The sequence below is a fragment of the Pseudomonas fluorescens genome (genome assembly GCF_012974785.1).
GTDB classification, from domain to species: Bacteria; Pseudomonadota; Gammaproteobacteria; order Pseudomonadales; family Pseudomonadaceae; genus Aquipseudomonas; species Aquipseudomonas fluorescens_BT.
Genome location: NZ_CP027561.1, coordinates 1,433,727 through 1,451,086 on the forward strand (window position 1 = coordinate 1,433,727; position 17,360 = coordinate 1,451,086).

Sequence of the window (17,360 nt, forward strand, 5' to 3'; positions counted from 1 at the left end):
TGAGTCATTTTGATCCGCGCTGAATGTTCCGGCGCCTTCGCGGGCAAACCCGCTCCCACATTGGAATGCATTTCAAAATGTGGGAGCGACCTTGTTCGCGAAGGCGTTCCGAAGAAGTTTTTGATGTTGATTGATAGGTAGGTAACAATCTGTTCGATAATCGAACACTCAGTCGATTATCGGATTGTTTGGTGATTTTCAGCGGCTTAATCTTCAGTGACTCCGGCGCACAACCTCGCGCCTTTTTATCACTGGCGATTCACTACAAAAACGGGAGCCCGCTCCATGGCTGAGATCCTTTCGCTGCACGACGCGGTGAAGCAATTCGTCAACGACGGCGACACCGTCGCGCTCGAAGGTTTCACTCACCTGATCCCTACGGCAGCGGGTCATGAAATCATTCGTCAGGGCAAGAAAGATCTGACGCTGGTGCGGATGACCCCTGACCTGATCTACGACCAATTGATCGGCGCCGGCTGTGCACGCAAGCTGATCTTTTCCTGGGGCGGCAACCCGGGTGTGGGTTCGCTGCACCGTCTGCGCGACGCAGTCGAGAAGCAATGGCCGCATGCCCTGGAAATCGAAGAACACAGCCACGCCGACCTGGCCAACGCCTACGTTGCTGGCGCTTCCGGCCTGCCGTTCGCGGTGCTGCGAGCCTACGCCGGTTCCGACCTGCCGAAGGTCAACCCGCTGATCAAATCCGTGACTTGCCCGTTCACCGGTGAAGTGCTGGCGGCGGTGCCGTCGGTGCGCCCGGACGTGACCGTGATCCACGCCCAGAAAGCCGACCGCCAAGGCAACGTGCTGCTGTGGGGCATCCTCGGCGTGCAGAAAGAAGCTGCACTGGCCGCCAAGCGCTGCATCGTCACCGTCGAAGAGATCGTCGACAACCTCAACGCCCCGATGAACGCTTGCGTGCTGCCGACCTGGGCCTTGAGTGCGGTCTGCCATGTGCCCGGTGGCGCGCATCCGTCCTACGCCCACGGTTACACCGAGCGTGACAACCGCTTCTATCAGGCGTGGGACCCGATCGCTCGCGACCGTGAGACGTTTACCGCGTGGATCAACGAATACATCCATGGCTGCGCTGACTTCAGCGAGTTCCAGGCCAAGTTGGCCGCTGCTTCGGAGGCCAAGTAATGACTTACACCACCAATGAAATGATGACCGTCGCCGCGGCCCGTCGCCTGAAGAACGGCTCGGTGTGCTTCGTCGGCATCGGCCTGCCGTCGAAAGCCGCCAACCTGGCGCGCCTGACCTCGTCGCCGGACGTGGTGCTGATCTACGAGTCGGGCCCTATCGGTGCCAAGCCAAGCGTGTTGCCACTGTCCATCGGTGACGGCGAACTGGCGGAAACCGCTGACACCGTCGTGCCAACCGGTGAGATTTTTCGCTACTGGCTGCAGGGCGGACGCATCGACGTCGGTTTCCTCGGCGCGGCGCAGGTCGATCGCTTCGGCAACATCAATACCACCGTGGTCGGCGATTACCATCAACCGAAAGTCCGTCTGCCGGGTGCCGGTGGCGCGCCAGAGATTGCCGGCTCCGCGAAAAGCGTGCTGATCATCCTTAAACAGTCGGCGCGCTCGTTTGTCGACAAGCTCGATTTCATTACCTCGGTCGGCCATGGCGAGGGCGGCGATTCGCGCAAACGTCTGGGCCTGCCGGGCGCAGGTCCTGTCGGCATCATTACTGACCTGTGCACCATGGAGCCGGAAGAGGGCACTAATGAGTTCGTGGTCACCGCGCTGCACCCGGGCGTGACCCGCGAGCAAGTGGTCGCCGCCACCGGTTGGGCGATCCGTTTTGCCGACAGCGTTGCAACTACCGCTGAACCGACCGAGGTCGAGCTGACCGCCCTGCGCGATCTCGAAGCCCGCACCGCAGCGGCCCACGGCCAGGCACCGGGAGAAGCATGATGCGCGACGTTTATATCTGCGATGCGATTCGTACCCCCATCGGCCGTTTCGGTGGCGGTCTGGCAGCGGTTCGCGCCGACGACCTGGCCGCCGTGCCGATCAAGGCCCTGATGGAGCGCAATCCTTCGGTGGACTGGAGCGCCATCGACGAAGTGTTCCTCGGCTGCGCCAACCAGGCCGGCGAAGACAACCGCAACGTGGCGCGCATGGCGCTGTTGCTGGCCGGTCTGCCGGACAGCGTGCCCGGCGTCACTCTCAATCGGCTTTGCGCGTCGGGCATGGATGCCATCGGCACCGCGTTCCGCGCCATCGCCAGCGGTGAAATGGAGCTGGCGATTGCCGGCGGCGTCGAGTCGATGTCCCGTGCACCGTTCGTGATGGGCAAGGCTGATGCGGCGTTCTCGCGCAACATGAAGCTGGAAGACACCACCATCGGCTGGCGTTTCATCAACCCGTTGATGAAAGCGCAGTACGGCGTCGACGCGATGCCGCAGACCGCCGACAACGTCGCCGACGACTACGAAGTTTCCCGCGAGGATCAGGACGCTTTCGCCCTGCGCAGTCAGCAACGTACGGCCGCCGCCCAGGCTGCCGGGTACTTCGCCGAGGAAATCGTCGAAGTGCGGATTGCCCACAAGAAGGGCGAAACCGTGGTCAGCCAGGACGAACATCCCCGCGCCGACACCACGCTTGAAGCCCTGACCCGACTGAAACCGGTCAACGGCCCGGACAAGACCGTCACCGCCGGCAACGCTTCGGGCGTGAACGACGGTGCTGCCGCGCTGATTCTGGCCTCGGCCGAAGCGGTGAAAAAACACGGCCTGACCGCCCGCGCCAAAGTGCTCGGGATGGCCAGTGCCGGGGTTGCGCCACGGGTGATGGGCATCGGCCCGGTGCCGGCGGTGCGCAAACTCACCGAACGCCTCGGCGTGGCGGTCAGCGATTTCGACGTGATCGAGCTCAACGAAGCGTTTGCCAGCCAGGGTCTGGCGGTGCTGCGCGAACTGGGGCTGGCGGACGACGCGGCCCAGGTCAACCCGAACGGCGGCGCGATCGCCCTTGGTCATCCGCTGGGCATGAGCGGCGCGCGTCTGGTGCTGACCGCCCTGCATCAGCTGGAAAAGACCGGTGGCAAGAAAGGTCTGGCGACCATGTGCGTCGGTGTCGGCCAGGGTCTGGCCCTGGCCATCGAACGCGTCTGACGCAAGCCGTGACGAAAAAGAACAGAGGAAAGCGAAATGACTGACAAGCCTGGTTACCGCCGCCCGCAGGAAGGCACCCAGCCGCCGTACCTGCACCCCAATTATCAATCCACCAATCTGCGCTCGCCCTCCAAGCCGTTGGTGTTTCTGCCGCATTCGCTGTCGGAAATCACCGGGCCGACCATCGGTGCCGAGCGTGTGGCCGATACCGATAACGATCTGACCGCCCAGCATCAGGGTGAGCCCCTTGGCGAGCGGATCATCATTCATGGGCGTGTGCTCGACGAAAACGGTCTGCCGGTGCCGGGGATTCTGGTGGAGATCTGGCAGGCCAACGCCGCCGGTCGCTACAACCACGCCCGTGACCTGCACGACGCACCCCTGGACCCGAACTTCACCGGCACCGGCCGCACCGTGACCGACGCCGACGGCTGGTATCAGTTCCAGACCATCAAGCCCGGCGCCTATCCGTGGGGCAATCACCACAACGCGTGGCGCCCGGCTCACGTACATTTCTCGCTGTTCGGGCCGAGCATCCTGACGCGTCTGGTCACGCAGATGTATTTCCCGGGCGATCCGCTGCTGCCGTACGACCCGATCTACAACTGCGTGCCGGACACCTCGGCCAAGGAACGCCTGATCGCCGCTTTCGATCTGGAAAAAACCATTCCGTCCTACGCCATCGCTTATCGCTGGGACATCGTGCTGCGCGGCCGCGAAGCCACGCCGATGGAGAAATGAGATGACCCTGACTGCGACCACGTCCCACACCGTCGGGCCGTATTACCACATCGGCCTGACCTGGCTGAACCGTGAAAACCTCGCCAACGAACTGACCCTCGGCCAGCGCGTGGCGATCACCGGGCAAGTGGTGGACGGCAACGGCGACGTCGTCAACGACGCCATGCTCGAAGTCTGGCAGGCCAACGCCGCCGGCAAATACGATCACCCGGAAGACGAGCAGGCCAAACCGCTGGACCCGAATTTCGAAGGTTTCGGCCGGGTGCCGGTGGATGCCGAAGGGCGCTTCCGTTTCACCACGATCAAACCGGGCACGGTCGAAGGCCTGAAAGGCACGACCCAGGCGCCACATCTGGTGGTGCTGGTGTTTGCGCGCGGTCTGGTGAAACACTTGCTGACGCGGATTTATTTCGAGGGCGATCCGGCAAACGTGAATGATCCGTTGCTCGAATGCGTACCGGCCGAGCGCCGCACCACGTTGTTGGCCAAGCCGGATGCGGCGGGTGTTTATCAGTGGAATGTGATCCTGCAGGGCACTGATGCGGAAACCGTGTTCTTCGATTACTGAAGATCACCACACATCCCTTGTGGGAGCGGGCTTGCTCGCGAAGAGGGCCTGTCAGTCGCCATTGATGTTGGCTGACCCACCGCTTTCGCGGGCAAGCCCGCTCCCACAGGGATTTGCAGCGCTTGAGTATCTGCGGAACGGGACTGTTGCAAAGTATGTCTAGACTCTCACTGTCCCTATCGAGTGAAAAACAATGACAACTATCACCTCCCACTACACCGGCGAAGAGCGCAGCAAGCGCATCTTCGCCATTGTCGGCGCGTCGTCCGGCAACCTGGTCGAATGGTTCGACTTTTATGTCTACGCCTTTTGCGCGATCTATTTCGCCCCGGCGTTTTTCCCCTCCGACAATCCTACGGTGCAACTGGTCAACACCGCCGGGGTATTCGCCGCCGGGTTCCTGATGCGCCCGATCGGCGGCTGGATTTTCGGGCGTCTGGCGGACAAGAAGGGCCGCAAGACGTCGATGATGATTTCGGTATTGATGATGTGCTTCGGCTCGTTGCTCATCGCCTGTCTGCCGACCTACAACAGCATCGGCGTCTGGGCGCCGTTGCTGCTGTTGTTCGCGCGTCTGCTGCAAGGCTTGTCGGTAGGCGGCGAATACGGCACCACCGCGACCTACATGAGCGAAGTCGCGCTCAAGGGGCAGCGCGGGTTCTTCGCCTCGTTCCAGTACGTGACGCTGATCGGCGGGCAACTGCTGGCGGTGTTGCTGGTGGTGATCCTGCAACAGTTCCTCTCCGAAGAAGAATTGCGTGCCTACGGCTGGCGAATCCCGTTCGTGGTCGGTGCGGCAGCAGCGCTGATTTCCCTGTTCCTGCGCCGCTCGCTGAAAGAAACCGCCAGCAAGGAAATGCGCGAGAACAAAGACGCCGGCAGCATCCGTGCGTTGTTCCGCGATCACAAAGCGGCGTTCATCACCGTGCTCGGTTACACCGCCGGTGGCTCGCTGATTTTCTACACCTTCACCACCTACATGCAGAAGTATCTGGTGAACACCGCCGGCATGCACGCCAAGACCGCCAGCTACATCATGACGGGCGCGCTCTTCCTTTATATGTGCATGCAGCCACTGTTCGGCATGCTCGCCGACAAGATAGGCCGGCGTAACTCGATGCTTTGGTTCGGCGCGCTCGGTACGCTGTTCACCGTGCCGATTCTGTTGAGTCTGAAAAGTGTCAGCAGCCCGGTCCTGGCCTTCGTGCTGATCACCGTGGCACTGGCGATCGTCAGTTTCTACACCTCGATCAGCGGCCTGGTGAAAGCCGAAATGTTCCCGCCGGAAGTCCGCGCCCTCGGCGTCGGCCTGGCTTACGCGGTGGCCAATGCGATCTTCGGCGGTTCGGCCGAATACGTGGCCCTGAGCCTCAAGGCCGGGGGCATGGAAAACGCCTTTTACTGGTACGTCACGGTGATGATGGCAGTGGCGTTCCTGTTCAGCCTGCGCCTGCCGAAACAGGCCGCCTATTTGCATCACGATCTCTAACCGAAGGGCGCGGGCCGTGATGGCCCGCGCCGGCAAGGACTGTTTATGACTCAGCGACCGGGCAATCAATTGTTCGATGCCTACTTCACTGCCCGCGATATGCGCGACGTGTTCTGCGATCAGGGCCGGGTGCAGGCGATGCTCGACTTCGAAGCGGCGCTGGCCCGGGCCGAAGCGCGGGTCGGATTGATTCCGGCGAGTGCTGTCGCGTCGATCGAAAACGCCTGCCGCGCCGGGCTGTTTGATTTCGCAGCGCTGGGCGAGGCGATTGCCACGGCCGGCAATTCGGCGATTCCCCTGGTGAAGGCGTTGGGCAAACAGATTGCCGCGACCGATGCCGAAGCCGAGCGCTACGTGCATCTGGGCGCTACCAGTCAGGACGTGATGGATTCCGGGTTGGTGCTGCAATTGCGCCAGGCGCTGGAACTGATTGAAGGGGAGCTGGCGCAACTGGCCGATTCCCTCGCCATTCAGGCGCAGCGCCACGCCGCCACGCCGCTGGCCGGGCGCACCTGGCTGCAACACGCGACGCCCGTCACCCTTGGGATGAAGATTGCCGGTTGGCTCGGCGCCGTGACCCGCTGCCGTCAGCGTCTGCGCGAACTCAAGCCGCGGCTGCTGGTGCTGCAATTCGGCGGCGCGTCCGGCACCTTGGCGGCGCTGGGCGAACAGGCGTTGCCGATTGCCCGTGCACTGGCCGAAGAGCTGCAACTGACCCTGCCGGAACAACCCTGGCACACCCAGCGTGATCGCATCGTCGAGTTTGGCGCGGTGCTGGGTCTGATTGCCGGCAGCCTCGGCAAGTTCGGCCGCGACATCAGCCTGTTGATGCAGACCGAAGCGGCGGAAGTATTCGAGCCTTCGGCACCGGGCAAGGGCGGTTCATCGACCATGCCGCACAAACGCAATCCGGTGGGCGCAGCGGTGCTGATCGGCGCGGCGACCCGTGTGCCGGGTCTGGTCTCGACGCTGTTCAGCGCCATGCCTCAGGAGCACGAGCGCAGCCTCGGCTTGTGGCACGCCGAATGGGAAACCCTGCCGGAGATCTGCTGCCTGGTGTCAGGTGCGCTGCAACAGGCGCGGTTGCTGGCCGACGGTCTGGAGGTTGATGTCGCGCGCATGGCCCGCAACCTCGAATTGACCCAAGGTCTGGTGCTGGCCGAAGCGGTGAGCATCGTGCTCGCGCAACGAGTCGGCCGCGACACCGCGCATCATCTGCTCGAACAATGCTGCAAACGAGCGGTGGCCGAACAACGCCACCTGCGTGCGGTACTCGGTGACGAACCGCAGGTGACCGCCGAACTGAGCGCATCCGAACTGGATCATCTGCTCGATCCCGCCCATTACCTCGGTCAGGCGCAGGTCTGGGTCGAGCGTGCGGTGGCCGAACATAACGCATTGTCTGACTGAAAGGAGAGGGCTGTGGCTTTCGTTCAACTCGCCGATGGCGAACTGCATTACTCATTGGAAGGCCCGGTCGATGCGCCGGTGCTGGTGCTGTCCAACTCGTTGGGCACCGACCTGCACATGTGGGACGCGCAGATGCCGGCCTTCACCGAACATTTTCGGGTGCTGCGTTTCGACACGCGCGGGCACGGCCAGTCGCTGGTGACGCCGGGCCCTTACAGCATCGAGCAACTGGGTCGCGACGTGCTGGCGCTGCTGGATGCGCTGCACATCGAACGTGCGCATTTCTGCGGTCTGTCGATGGGCGGGTTGATCGGGCAGTGGCTGGGGATCAATGCCGGTGAGCGTCTGAACAAACTGATCGTGTGCAACACCGCTGCAAAGATCGGCGATCCGTCGGTGTGGAATCCGCGCATCGAAACCGTGCTGCGTGACGGCCCGGCGGCGATGGTCGCCTTGCGCGATGCGTCGATTGCCCGATGGTTTACTCCGGATTTTTCCGCCGCCAATCCGGCAGCGGCCAAGCAGATCACCGACATGCTGGCTGCGACCAATCCTGAAGGTTACGCCGCCAACTGCGCGGCGGTGCGCGATGCGGATTTCCGTGAGCAGTTGTCGTCGATCAAGGCACCGCTGTTGGTGATTGCCGGTACGGAAGATGCGGTGACGCCACCGTCCGGCGGGCATTTCATTCAGGAGCACGTGCGCGGCGCCGAGTACGCCGAGTTCCATGCGGCGCATCTTTCCAACGTTCAGGCCGGCGACGCGTTCAGCGACCGTGTGCTGACATTCCTGCTGGCCGATTGAGGGGATTTCCGTGGACGAGAAACAACGTTACGACGACGGCATGCAGGTGCGCCGCGCAGTGCTCGGCGATGCTCACGTCGATCGCAGCCTGACCACGCTGACCGAGTTCAACTCGGAATTCCAGGAGATGATCACCCGTCACGCCTGGGGCGACATCTGGACCCGGCCGGGCCTGCCGCGCCATACCCGCAGCCTGATCACCATCGCCATGCTGATCGGCATGAACCGCGAAGGTGAACTGAAGTTGCACCTGCGGGCGGCGGCCAACAATGGCGTGAGCCGTGGCGAGATCAAGGAAGTGATCATGCAGAGCGCGATCTACTGCGGGATTCCGGCGGCGAATGCGACGTTTCATCTGGCCGAATCGGTGTGGGATGAGCTGGGTACCGAATCACGCGAGTAATCGTCGAGTTCGAAGAATCGCAGCCTGTGGAAGGCTGCGATCCTTTGGACTTCACACCTTGGCAACAATGAAAATCCGCTTGAACGCAAACAGCGTATGCCCGTCATCCTCCTGCGGATAATGGGCATGCACTCGCATCAGGTAGTGATAAATGAAGCGCGCCTGTTCTTCTGACGTCAGTCCCTGCATCACCGGCCGCAGCGCCGACACCTTCACCCAGTCATAAATCGGCGAACTTCCGCGCACGACCTGCAACTGTTCGGTTTCCCAAATATCCAGCGATTGGGTCAGCGGCGCGAGCAAACGGTAGTAATCCTCCAGTGACAACAACGTCCGTGCCGCCATGCGCTGGCGCAATTGCGCGGTGCCAATCGGTCGACCGCAGGGGCCGGCATCGTCTAGGGTTTCGAGCATCAACCGATACCACAGCGCATCGCGCCAGTCGGGCATGTGTGCGGCCAGACAACCGCCAGTGTTGAGGTGGCGAAGCAATCCCGGCAACAGCGTTCGATGGTCATCGATGAAGTGCAACACGGCCGCGGCAAACAACAGGTCGGCCGGCTTGCGGGGTTTCCAGTGTTGCAGGTCAGCGTGTTGCCAGCGCGCCTTGATCGGCAGGCAGCGGGCGACCTGAAGCATGTCTTTCGAACTGTCGATGCCCTTGATCTCTGCCTCGGGCCAGCGATCGGCCAGGACCTTCGTGGCAATTCCGGTACCGCAGCCCAAGTCATAAATGCGTTGGGGATTTTCCAGGTCGACACGGCCGAGCAATTCGTCGACCGGTTGTTGCCTGAGACGGGAAAACTGCTGGTACGCCCGGGCGTCCCAGTCGGTGCCGGTCTTGACCGGCGTTTCGAGTTTTACGCTCATGAGGTGATCCTCTCTGGCGAGTTAAAGTTGTCTTCCGATGACGTTGAGCGCTTTCAGGACAACGGCCACGCCTTTGCGTGTATCGCCGTCGTTCAACAGTTTGAGCAGGGCAAAAACGCTTGGTGGCTGGTGTTGCGCGGCGACTTCAGCCTTGGCCAGACGCAGAGCATTGGCCGCCTCCCAACTGCAGGCTGCCGCCTGTTCGATCAGCAAGGACAGTTTCTCCACCATGGCTTCATCCAGCAGGTCGACCAGATCCGACAGCAGGGACAGCAGGTCGACAATGTTTTCCAGCCGTCCAGCGTCGATCAACGGTTGCAGTCTGGCCATCAGGGCGGTGTAGCCGGGTGTGGCCGACAGGGCTTCAGACTCTTTCATCAGCAATCACTCCTCCCTGTGCAGGGTCAAAGCATTCCACGGGCCGCCATCCAGTACAGACCGCGATTAAAGCCATTGCGCAGCAGCCCTCCGAGTTTGGTCGGTGGCGTCGGCAGTACGTCACGGCTGTAGTCGTACCAAAGCGGCATTCCGGCATTCAGGCCCATTTGCGCAACGGCCTGAACGCGGCCGTCATAGGCACTGATGGGGTTTCCCAGACGGATTTCGGCGGCGATGTTGTTGGCGATCACCGGCGCCTGGTTATGGCAGGCGCCTCCGGCCTTGCTCACTGGCAGGTCAACGGCGTCGCCGATCACATAGACCCCGTCCAGACCATAGACCTGCAGGGTTTCGTGGTTGGTCGGCAACCAGCCTTCGTTGTTGGGCGCCTGGGAAATACCGGATTCCAGCACGGCATCCACGGCGCGGATCGGCGGGGTTGCCATCAGGATGTCGAACGGTTCGTCCGCGCCTTCATGGGAGTAGGCGATTTTTGCGTCGGGATCGACCTGGCTCAGAGTGAAACCGCGCCGATACTGGATGCCCGCTTTGTCGAAAATGCCCGGCAGGATCTCTCCGGTCGGGCGTTGCAGGAACAGACAGTTGCGCAACAGCTGGGCGGTAGTCGGGTAGGTGTAGATGATCTCCACGTTCTTGCGAACACCACGACGGCACAGAAAATCATGCAGCATGAGTGTCGTTTCTACCGGAGCAATACCGCATTGGTGCGGCACATTGGGAGTCTGCGGAAAAGACACGGTAATGAAAATCCGGCCCTTTTCAATCGTGCTCAGACGTTGTGCCAGTTGGCGCGCCGGATCGTATTGATAGAAATGGTCGCCGGCCTCTTTCAAACCCTCGATGCGTTCCGGAGCGGGCTTACAACCGGTGGCGATGACCAGATAGTCGTAGCCCAGACATTGGCCGCTACGGGTCTTGAGGCGTTGGTTGTTGAAGTCGAACCGCGTGACCTGTTCGACCTGAAAGTCGATTTCAGGGCGCAACAACTCGCGTTCCGGACGTTTGAGTTCTTCCTTGAAGAACAGGTTGAACGCCACGTACATGAACGCGGGTTTGTAGTAATGATCGGGGGAGTCCGACAGGAGGGTGATCGAGACTTCGCCACGCAGGATTTCGGGATACAGCTTGCCGACCAGTTGATTGGCCAGCATGGTTCCGCCTACGCCGCCACCGACGATAACTATTCGCTTTTTCATACCTGACCTCCGTGGTCAAGGTGTGCTTCGCGTACAGCATCCGGAGATAACGGAAGGTAAATGGGCTCCTACTGCGGGCTGGAGAATAAAAAACACCGCCTAAATGTAACCGGGTCCCGGGGACTTGCCAGACTCAAATGACCAGCGGTTGAAGACGGCGCTCGCGGGGAGCGCCGTTTTCACATTCACAGCAGACTGATTGGATAGCTGACGATCAGGCGGTTCTCGTCAAACTCGTTGTTGCTGAAATCACGACGCATGGTCGAGTTGCGCCATCTGACGTTCAGGTCCTTGAGCGCACCGCTTTGCACGGTGTAGCCCAGTTCGGACTCCCGGCCCCATTCCTTGCCGTCGGTGGTGGTCCCGGTGTGGACGTTGTCGCCACTGATGTAGCGGTTCATCAGGGTCAGGCCGGGAACGCCGAGGGCGGCGAAGTTGTAGTCATGGCGCAGTTGCCAGGAACGTTCCCGGGCGTTGTCGTAGCTGGAGTTGTAGCTGTCGTTGGCGAGCGTTCCACCGCTGGTGCCATTGACGCGCATCCAGGCGCTGTCGCCGGTGAGTTTTTGCAGACCGACGTAGAAGGTGTTGCCGCCGTATCGCGCCGAAAACATGCCCGACCAGGTCTTGTTGTCGAGGTCGCCGGCGCGGGCACTGCCGTCGTCCTTGCCATAGAAGAAGCCGAGGTTGGCGCCCAGGGTCCAGTCGCCGAGCGGCTGGCTGTGGATCAGGTTGACGTATTGCTGGCTGTAGATGTCCTTGAGTTCGGCGTTCCACAGGCCGATCTGGGTGCGCTTGTCGTTGAACACGTATTCGCCGCCCTGGAAGTTGAAGCGGTCGGAGGTGAACGCGGCTTTGCCGGTCATCGACATGTCGCTCATGCTGCTGTCGTCACGGGGACTGTTGGCGCGGAACTGGCCGCCGTAAAGGGTCAGGCCATTGATTTCCTTCGAGGTGATCTGGCCGCCGCGAAAGGTCTGCGGTAATGAGCGGCCGTCGTCCGAGCGCAGGATCGGCAGCACCGGCATCCATTCACCGACCTTCACTTCGGTCTGCGACAGCTTGGCCTTGAACGCCACGTTGGTGCGACCGAAGTTGTCTGCCGGGCGACCGTCATGGTCCAGGGGCAGCAATTGCGTGCCGCCCGTTCCTTTACCGCCATCGAGTTTCACCGAGTACAACCCCAATACGTCCATGCCGAAACCGACGGTGCCCTGGGTGAAGCCGGACTTGGCGTCGAGGATGAAGCTCTGCGTCCATTCTTCAGCCTTGCCCTGAGCCTTGGTCGGGTTGGTGAAGTTGCGGTTGATGTAGAAGTTGCGCAGGTTCAGGTTGGCCTTGGCCCCGTCGATGAAACCGGCTTCTTCAGCCGCAGCGGGCAGCGCGACGCTGGCCAGGGCGAGGGCGATCAGGCCGGGAAATGCGTAGGGCGCAGGGGAGGTTGTCATGGACTCGGGTCTCTCTTGTTTTTTTGGGCAAACGGGGACGCTGCGGCCGTATTGGTGGCGCAGAAATTCGATGGATGCAGAGGCGAAGCGGCGGCGATCAGCCGGATGGAGCAGGGCGCGGGAGCATGGTGTCGAACCTGTTGTTATTGGTTTTGTGGTTCGAATGGTGCGGGGCGTGGGCGAGGCGATTCAATCGGCGAAAGTGGAATTTGGGCGATTATCGAACGCAAGATTCACAGGCAACAAAAAGCCCGCCAATCGGCGGGCTTCTCGTGTTCACCGGATGATCAGAACAGCTTCATCTTCGGCGCTTCTTCTTTGAGCGGTTCGTTCTGCGCGGTCTGCGCATTCCAGCCGCCGCCCAAAGCCTTGTACAGGTTGACCGCACTGGTCAACTGCGCGAGGCGGTCGGTGATCAGCGATTGTTGCGCGCTGAACAGCTGACGCTGGGCATCGAGGAAGGTCAGGTTGCTGTCGACGCCGATGCGATAGCGACGCTCGGCCAGACGGTAGTAGTCCTGGTTCGCAGCGACGAAGTCACGCTGAGCCTGCAACTGCTCGGTGTAGGTCTGGCGCGCGGCCAGGCCATCGGCGACTTCCTGGAAGGCTGTTTGAATGGACTTCTCGTAGTTCGCCACGCCAATGTCCTTCTGGATCTTGGCGTAGTCGAGGCTGGCGCGCAGGCTGCCGGCGTTGAAGATCGGCAGGTTGATCTGCGGCTGGAACAGCCACGTGCCCGAACCGCCCTTGAACAGGCCGGACAAGTCCGGGCTCAGGCTGCCCGCGTTGGCGGTCAGGCTGATGCTCGGGAAGAACGCTGCACGGGCCGCGCCAATGTTGGCGTTGGCCGCCTTCAGGTTGTACTCGGCCTGAAGGATGTCCGGACGACGCTGCAGCAGATCCGACGGCAGGCCGGCCGGCACGTCGGCCAGCAGGTCATCCGACAGCGGTTTGGCCGCTTGCAGGTTGGCCGGCACACCGGTGCCGAGCAGCAGGGTCAGGCTGTTTTCGTCCTGAGCGACCTGGCGGGTGTAACGCGCCAGTTGTGCCCGGGCGTTCTCGACCGAGGTGCGCGACTGCGCCAGGTCCAGCGCCGAGGCCACACCGACTTCGTTGCTGCGGCTGGTCAGCTTGTAGCTTTCCTCGAAGGCACCGAGGGTGTCCTGAGTCAGCTTGAGCAGTTCCTTGTCGGCCTGCCAGGTCAGGTAGGCGTTGGCCACGCTGGCCACCAGGCTGATCTGGGTGCTGCGGCGCGCTTCTTCGGTGGCGAAGTATTGTTGCAACGCTTGTTCGCTCAGGCTGCGAACCCGACCAAACAGGTCGAGTTCGTAGGCGCTGATGCCGACCGTGGCGGAGTAGGAACTGTTGATGGCCGCTTCACCGCTCTGCGATGCACGGGCCGGAACCCGCTGACGGCTGCCGCTGGCATTGGCCGACACGGCCGGGAACAGGTCGGCGCGCTGGATACGGTATTGAGCCGCGTAGGCGTCGATGTTCAGCGCCGCGACACGCAGGTCGCGGTTGTTTTCCAGGGCGACCTGAATCAGTTGCTGCAGGGCCGGGTCATGGAAAAACTGCTTCCAGCCCTGTTCGGCAGCGGCCTGCGCCGGTGCCTGGGCCGGCGAGTACGCCGGGCCCTGCGGGAACTGCGCGGCCACCGGTGCTTCCGGCTGCTGATAATCCGGTATCAGCGAGCAACCGCTCAGCACGAAGGCGGCGACTGCGATGGAGAGTAGCGACTTGCTCATTGGCCAGCCTCTTTAGGAGTTTCTATGGCGTCATCCTTGCCGGCGTTTTTGCGCTGACCCATGGACGACACAGTGACGAAGAACAGTGGAACCCAGAATATCGCCAGGATCGTTGCGGTGAGCATACCGCCAATCACGCCGGTACCGATTGCGTGTTGGCTGCCCGAGCCTGCGCCGGTGGAGATGGCCAACGGTACAACACCGAGGACGAAGGCCAGCGACGTCATGATGATCGGTCGCAGACGCATGCGGCAGGCTTCAATGGCCGCATCGCGCAGACTGCGTCCCTGCTCGTGCAATTCCTTGGCGAACTCGACGATCAGAATGGCGTTTTTAGCCGCCAGACCGATGGTCGTCAACAGACCCACCTGGAAGTACACGTCGTTCGACAGACCGCGCAGGCTGGTGGCCATCAGCGCACCGATGATCCCCAGCGGTACCACGAGCATGACCGCGATCGGAATCGACCAGCTTTCATACAGCGCCGCCAGACACAGGAACACCATCAGCAGCGACAGGGCGTACAGCGCCGGAGCCTGCGAGCCGGACAGTCGTTCTTCGTACGACAGACCGGTCCACGAGATACCCACACCGGCCGGCAGCTTCTTGGCGATCTCCTCGACTTCGGCCATCGCTTCACCGGTGGAGTAACCCGGAGCCGGGGCACCGAGGATCTCGACCGCTTCAACACCGTTGTAACGCGCAAGCTTCGGCGAACCGTAGATCCACTCGCCCTTGGCGAACGCGGAGAACGGAACCATGGTGCCGGAGGCGTTACGCACGTACCACTTCTTCAGGTCTTCCGGGCTCATGCGCGAGTCTGGCCGGCCCTGCACGTACACCTTCTTCACCCGACCGCGGTCGATGAAGTCGTTGACGTAGCTACTGCCCAGCGCAATCGACAATGTGTTGTTGATGTCGGCGATGGTGATGCCCAGGGCACTGGCCTTCTCGTCATCGATTTCCAGCTGGAACTGTGGCTCGTCGTTCAGACCGTTCGGACGGACCTGGGTCAGCACTTTGCTCTGTGCCGCCATGCCCAGGAACTGGTTGCGCGCAGCCATCAGTTTTTCGTGACCGATACCGGCGCGGTCCTGCAGGAACACGTCGAAACCGGTGGCGTTACCCAGCTCCAGTACCGCTGGCGGAGCGAAGGCGAACACCATCGCATCGCGGAAGGTAAAGAAGTGCTGCTGGGCGCGGGCGGCGAGTTTGAACACGCTGTTGTCGGCGTTTCGCTCGTGCCACGGCTTGAGCATGATGAACGCCATACCCGAACTCTGGCCACGGCCGGCGAAGTTGAAGCCGGTTACGGTGAACACCGAGGCTACTGCGTCGCCTTCACCGCCGTCCTTGGTCGGACGCAGCAGGAATTCACGCATTTCATCCACCACCACCTGAGTGCGCTGGGCGCTGGAACCGGCGGGGGTCTGCACCTGGGCGAACAGAACGCCCTGGTCTTCTTCCGGCAGGAACGCGGTCGGGATGCGGGTGAACAGCCAGATCATGCCGACCACGATCAGCAGGTAGGCCAGCAGGTACGGTGCCTTGCGCTGCAGGATGTTGCCGACACCGCGCTCGTAGCCACGAACGCCACGGTCGAAGTTGCGGTTGAACCAGCCGAAGAAGCCTTTTTTCGGCGCACCGTGCTCACCGTGCGGAATCGCCTTGAGCATGGTGGCGCACAGCGCCGGGGTGAAGATCAGCGCGACCAGTACCGACAACGCCATGGCCGACACGATGGTGATCGAGAACTGCTTGTAGATCACACCGGTGGAGCCGCTGAAGAACGCCATCGGCAGCAATACCGCCGACAGAACGAGGGCGATACCGACCAGAGCGCCCTGGATCTGGCCCATGGATTTCTTGGTCGCTTCCTTCGGTGACAAGCCTTCTTCGCTCATCACCCGCTCGACGTTTTCCACCACGACGATGGCGTCGTCCACCAGCAAGCCGATGGCCAGGACCATACCGAACATGGTCAGGGTGTTGATGCTGAAGCCGGCCGCCGCCAGGATGCCGAACGTACCGAGCAATACCACCGGCACGGTCATCGTGGTGATGACGGTGGCGCGGAAGTTCTGCAGGAACAGGAACATCACCAGGAACACCAGCACGATCGCTTCGACCAGGGTTTCAACCACACCCTTGATCGATTCGGTCACCACCGGGGTGGTGTCGTACGGGAACACCACTTCCATGCCTTGCGGGAAGAACGGCTTGAGGTCGTCAATCGTCTTGCGCAGTGCCTTGGCGGTGTCGAGGGCGTTGGCGCCGTTGGCCAGTTTCACTGCCAGTCCGGAAGCCGGGCTGCCGTTGAACTGGGCGCTGATGGCGTAGTTCTCGCCACCCAGGCCGACGTCGGCGACGTCTTTCAAGCGAACCTGCGAGCCGTCCTTGTTGACCTTGAGCAGAATCTCTTTGAACTGCTCGGCGGTCTGCAGACGGGTCTTGCCGATGATCGTGGCGTTCAACTGCTGGCCCTGCACGGCAGGCAAGCCACCGAGCTGACCGGACGACACCTGGACGTTCTGCGCCGCAATCGCGGTTTTCACGTCGACCGGGGTCAGGTTGAAGTTGTTCAACTTGGCCGGGTCGAGCCAGATGCGCATCGCGTACTGGGCACCGAAGACCTGGAAGTCACCGACACCGGCGGTCCGCGAGATCGGGTCCTGCATGTTCGACACGATGTAGTTGGACAGGTCGTCCTTGGTCATGCTGCCGTCACGCGACACCACACCGATCACCAGCAGGAAGTTCTTCACTGCCTTGGTCACGCGGATACCCTGTTGCTGCACTTCCTGCGGCAGCAGCGGGGTGGCCAGGTTCAGCTTGTTCTGGACCTGGACCTGCGCGGTGTCGGAGTTGGTGCCTTGCTCGAAGGTCGCGGTGATGGTCATGCTGCCGTCGGAGTTACTTTCCGAAGACACATAACGCAGGTTGTCGATACCGTTGAGCTGCTGCTCGATCACTTGCACCACGGTGTCCTGAACCGTCTGTGCCGAAGCACCCGGGTAGGTCACGGAGATCGCAATGGCCGGTGGCGCAATGCTCGGGTACTGGTTGATCGGCAGTTTCAGGATCGAAAGTGCCCCGACCAGCATGATCACCAGGGCAATTACCCAGGCGAAAATCGGACGGTCGATGAAAAATTTTGACATGG

15 protein-coding genes are annotated in these 17,360 nt (G+C 61.8%); 9 read left to right on the forward strand and 6 right to left on the reverse strand.

The window, feature by feature from the left end:
* Positions 1-285: 285 nt before the first annotated feature.
* From C6Y56_RS06405 to pcaC, 9 genes are all read left to right on the forward strand, one after another.
* Complete coding sequence (locus C6Y56_RS06405) at positions 286-1,143, forward strand: CoA transferase subunit A (RefSeq protein WP_003222404.1); 858 nt, start codon at positions 286-288, stop codon at positions 1,141-1,143.
* Complete coding sequence (locus tag C6Y56_RS06410; protein WP_169429178.1) at positions 1,143-1,922, forward strand: CoA-transferase subunit beta; 780 nt, start codon at positions 1,143-1,145, stop codon at positions 1,920-1,922. Before C6Y56_RS06405 ends, C6Y56_RS06410 begins: the two co-directional genes overlap by 1 nt.
* The gene (pcaF, locus tag C6Y56_RS06415; RefSeq protein WP_169429179.1) at positions 1,919-3,124 is read left to right on the forward strand and encodes a 3-oxoadipyl-CoA thiolase; all 1,206 of its coding nucleotides are present in this window, start codon (positions 1,919-1,921) and stop codon (positions 3,122-3,124) included. Before C6Y56_RS06410 ends, pcaF begins: the two co-directional genes overlap by 4 nt.
* 36 nt (positions 3,125-3,160) lie before the next feature.
* Positions 3,161-3,865: a protocatechuate 3,4-dioxygenase subunit beta gene (gene pcaH, locus C6Y56_RS06420; RefSeq protein ID WP_169429180.1), complete on the forward strand. Its 705-nt coding sequence runs from the start codon at positions 3,161-3,163 to the stop codon at positions 3,863-3,865.
* A gap of 1 nt (position 3,866) precedes the next feature.
* Positions 3,867-4,433 (forward strand): protocatechuate 3,4-dioxygenase subunit alpha, encoded by a 567-nt coding sequence (gene pcaG / locus C6Y56_RS06425; RefSeq protein ID WP_169429181.1) that lies wholly within the window; start codon positions 3,867-3,869, stop codon positions 4,431-4,433.
* Between the two features lie 193 nt (positions 4,434-4,626).
* Positions 4,627-5,922, forward strand: coding sequence for an MFS family transporter (locus C6Y56_RS06430; RefSeq protein ID WP_169429182.1), 1,296 nt, complete (start codon positions 4,627-4,629; stop codon positions 5,920-5,922).
* A 45-nt stretch (positions 5,923-5,967) separates the two neighbouring features.
* Positions 5,968-7,332, forward strand: a complete 1,365-nt coding sequence (locus C6Y56_RS06435; protein ID WP_169429183.1) for a 3-carboxy-cis,cis-muconate cycloisomerase — start codon at positions 5,968-5,970, stop codon at positions 7,330-7,332.
* Between the two features lie 12 nt (positions 7,333-7,344).
* The gene (gene pcaD, locus C6Y56_RS06440) at positions 7,345-8,136 is read left to right on the forward strand and encodes a 3-oxoadipate enol-lactonase (protein WP_169429184.1); all 792 of its coding nucleotides are present in this window, start codon (positions 7,345-7,347) and stop codon (positions 8,134-8,136) included.
* A 10-nt stretch (positions 8,137-8,146) separates the two neighbouring features.
* Positions 8,147-8,539, forward strand: a complete 393-nt coding sequence (gene pcaC, locus C6Y56_RS06445) for a 4-carboxymuconolactone decarboxylase (RefSeq protein WP_011332825.1) — start codon at positions 8,147-8,149, stop codon at positions 8,537-8,539.
* A gap of 51 nt (positions 8,540-8,590) precedes the next feature.
* Here the strand turns inward: pcaC and C6Y56_RS06450 are convergent, their stop codons facing one another.
* The 6 genes from C6Y56_RS06450 to emhB form a co-directional block, all read right to left on the reverse strand.
* The gene (locus tag C6Y56_RS06450) at positions 8,591-9,409 is read right to left on the reverse strand and encodes a methyltransferase domain-containing protein (protein WP_169429185.1); all 819 of its coding nucleotides are present in this window, start codon (positions 9,407-9,409) and stop codon (positions 8,591-8,593) included.
* Positions 9,410-9,430: 21 nt separating this feature from the next.
* Positions 9,431-9,787, reverse strand: a complete 357-nt coding sequence (locus C6Y56_RS06455; RefSeq protein WP_243433378.1) for a DUF1641 domain-containing protein — start codon at positions 9,785-9,787, stop codon at positions 9,431-9,433.
* Between the two features lie 26 nt (positions 9,788-9,813).
* On the reverse strand, positions 9,814-11,004 hold the full coding sequence (locus C6Y56_RS06460) for an NAD(P)/FAD-dependent oxidoreductase (protein ID WP_169429186.1): 1,191 nt from the start codon (positions 11,002-11,004) through the stop codon (positions 9,814-9,816).
* 185 nt (positions 11,005-11,189) lie between these two features.
* Complete coding sequence (locus tag C6Y56_RS06465; protein ID WP_169429187.1) at positions 11,190-12,449, reverse strand: OprD family porin; 1,260 nt, start codon at positions 12,447-12,449, stop codon at positions 11,190-11,192.
* A gap of 287 nt (positions 12,450-12,736) precedes the next feature.
* The gene (gene emhC / locus C6Y56_RS06470; protein ID WP_169429188.1) at positions 12,737-14,197 is read right to left on the reverse strand and encodes an efflux RND transporter outer membrane subunit EmhC; all 1,461 of its coding nucleotides are present in this window, start codon (positions 14,195-14,197) and stop codon (positions 12,737-12,739) included.
* Positions 14,194-17,358, reverse strand: coding sequence for an efflux RND transporter permease subunit EmhB (emhB, locus tag C6Y56_RS06475; protein ID WP_169429189.1), 3,165 nt, complete (start codon positions 17,356-17,358; stop codon positions 14,194-14,196). The genes emhC and emhB overlap by 4 nt, the downstream gene beginning before the upstream one ends.
* Positions 17,359-17,360: the final 2 nt, after the last annotated feature.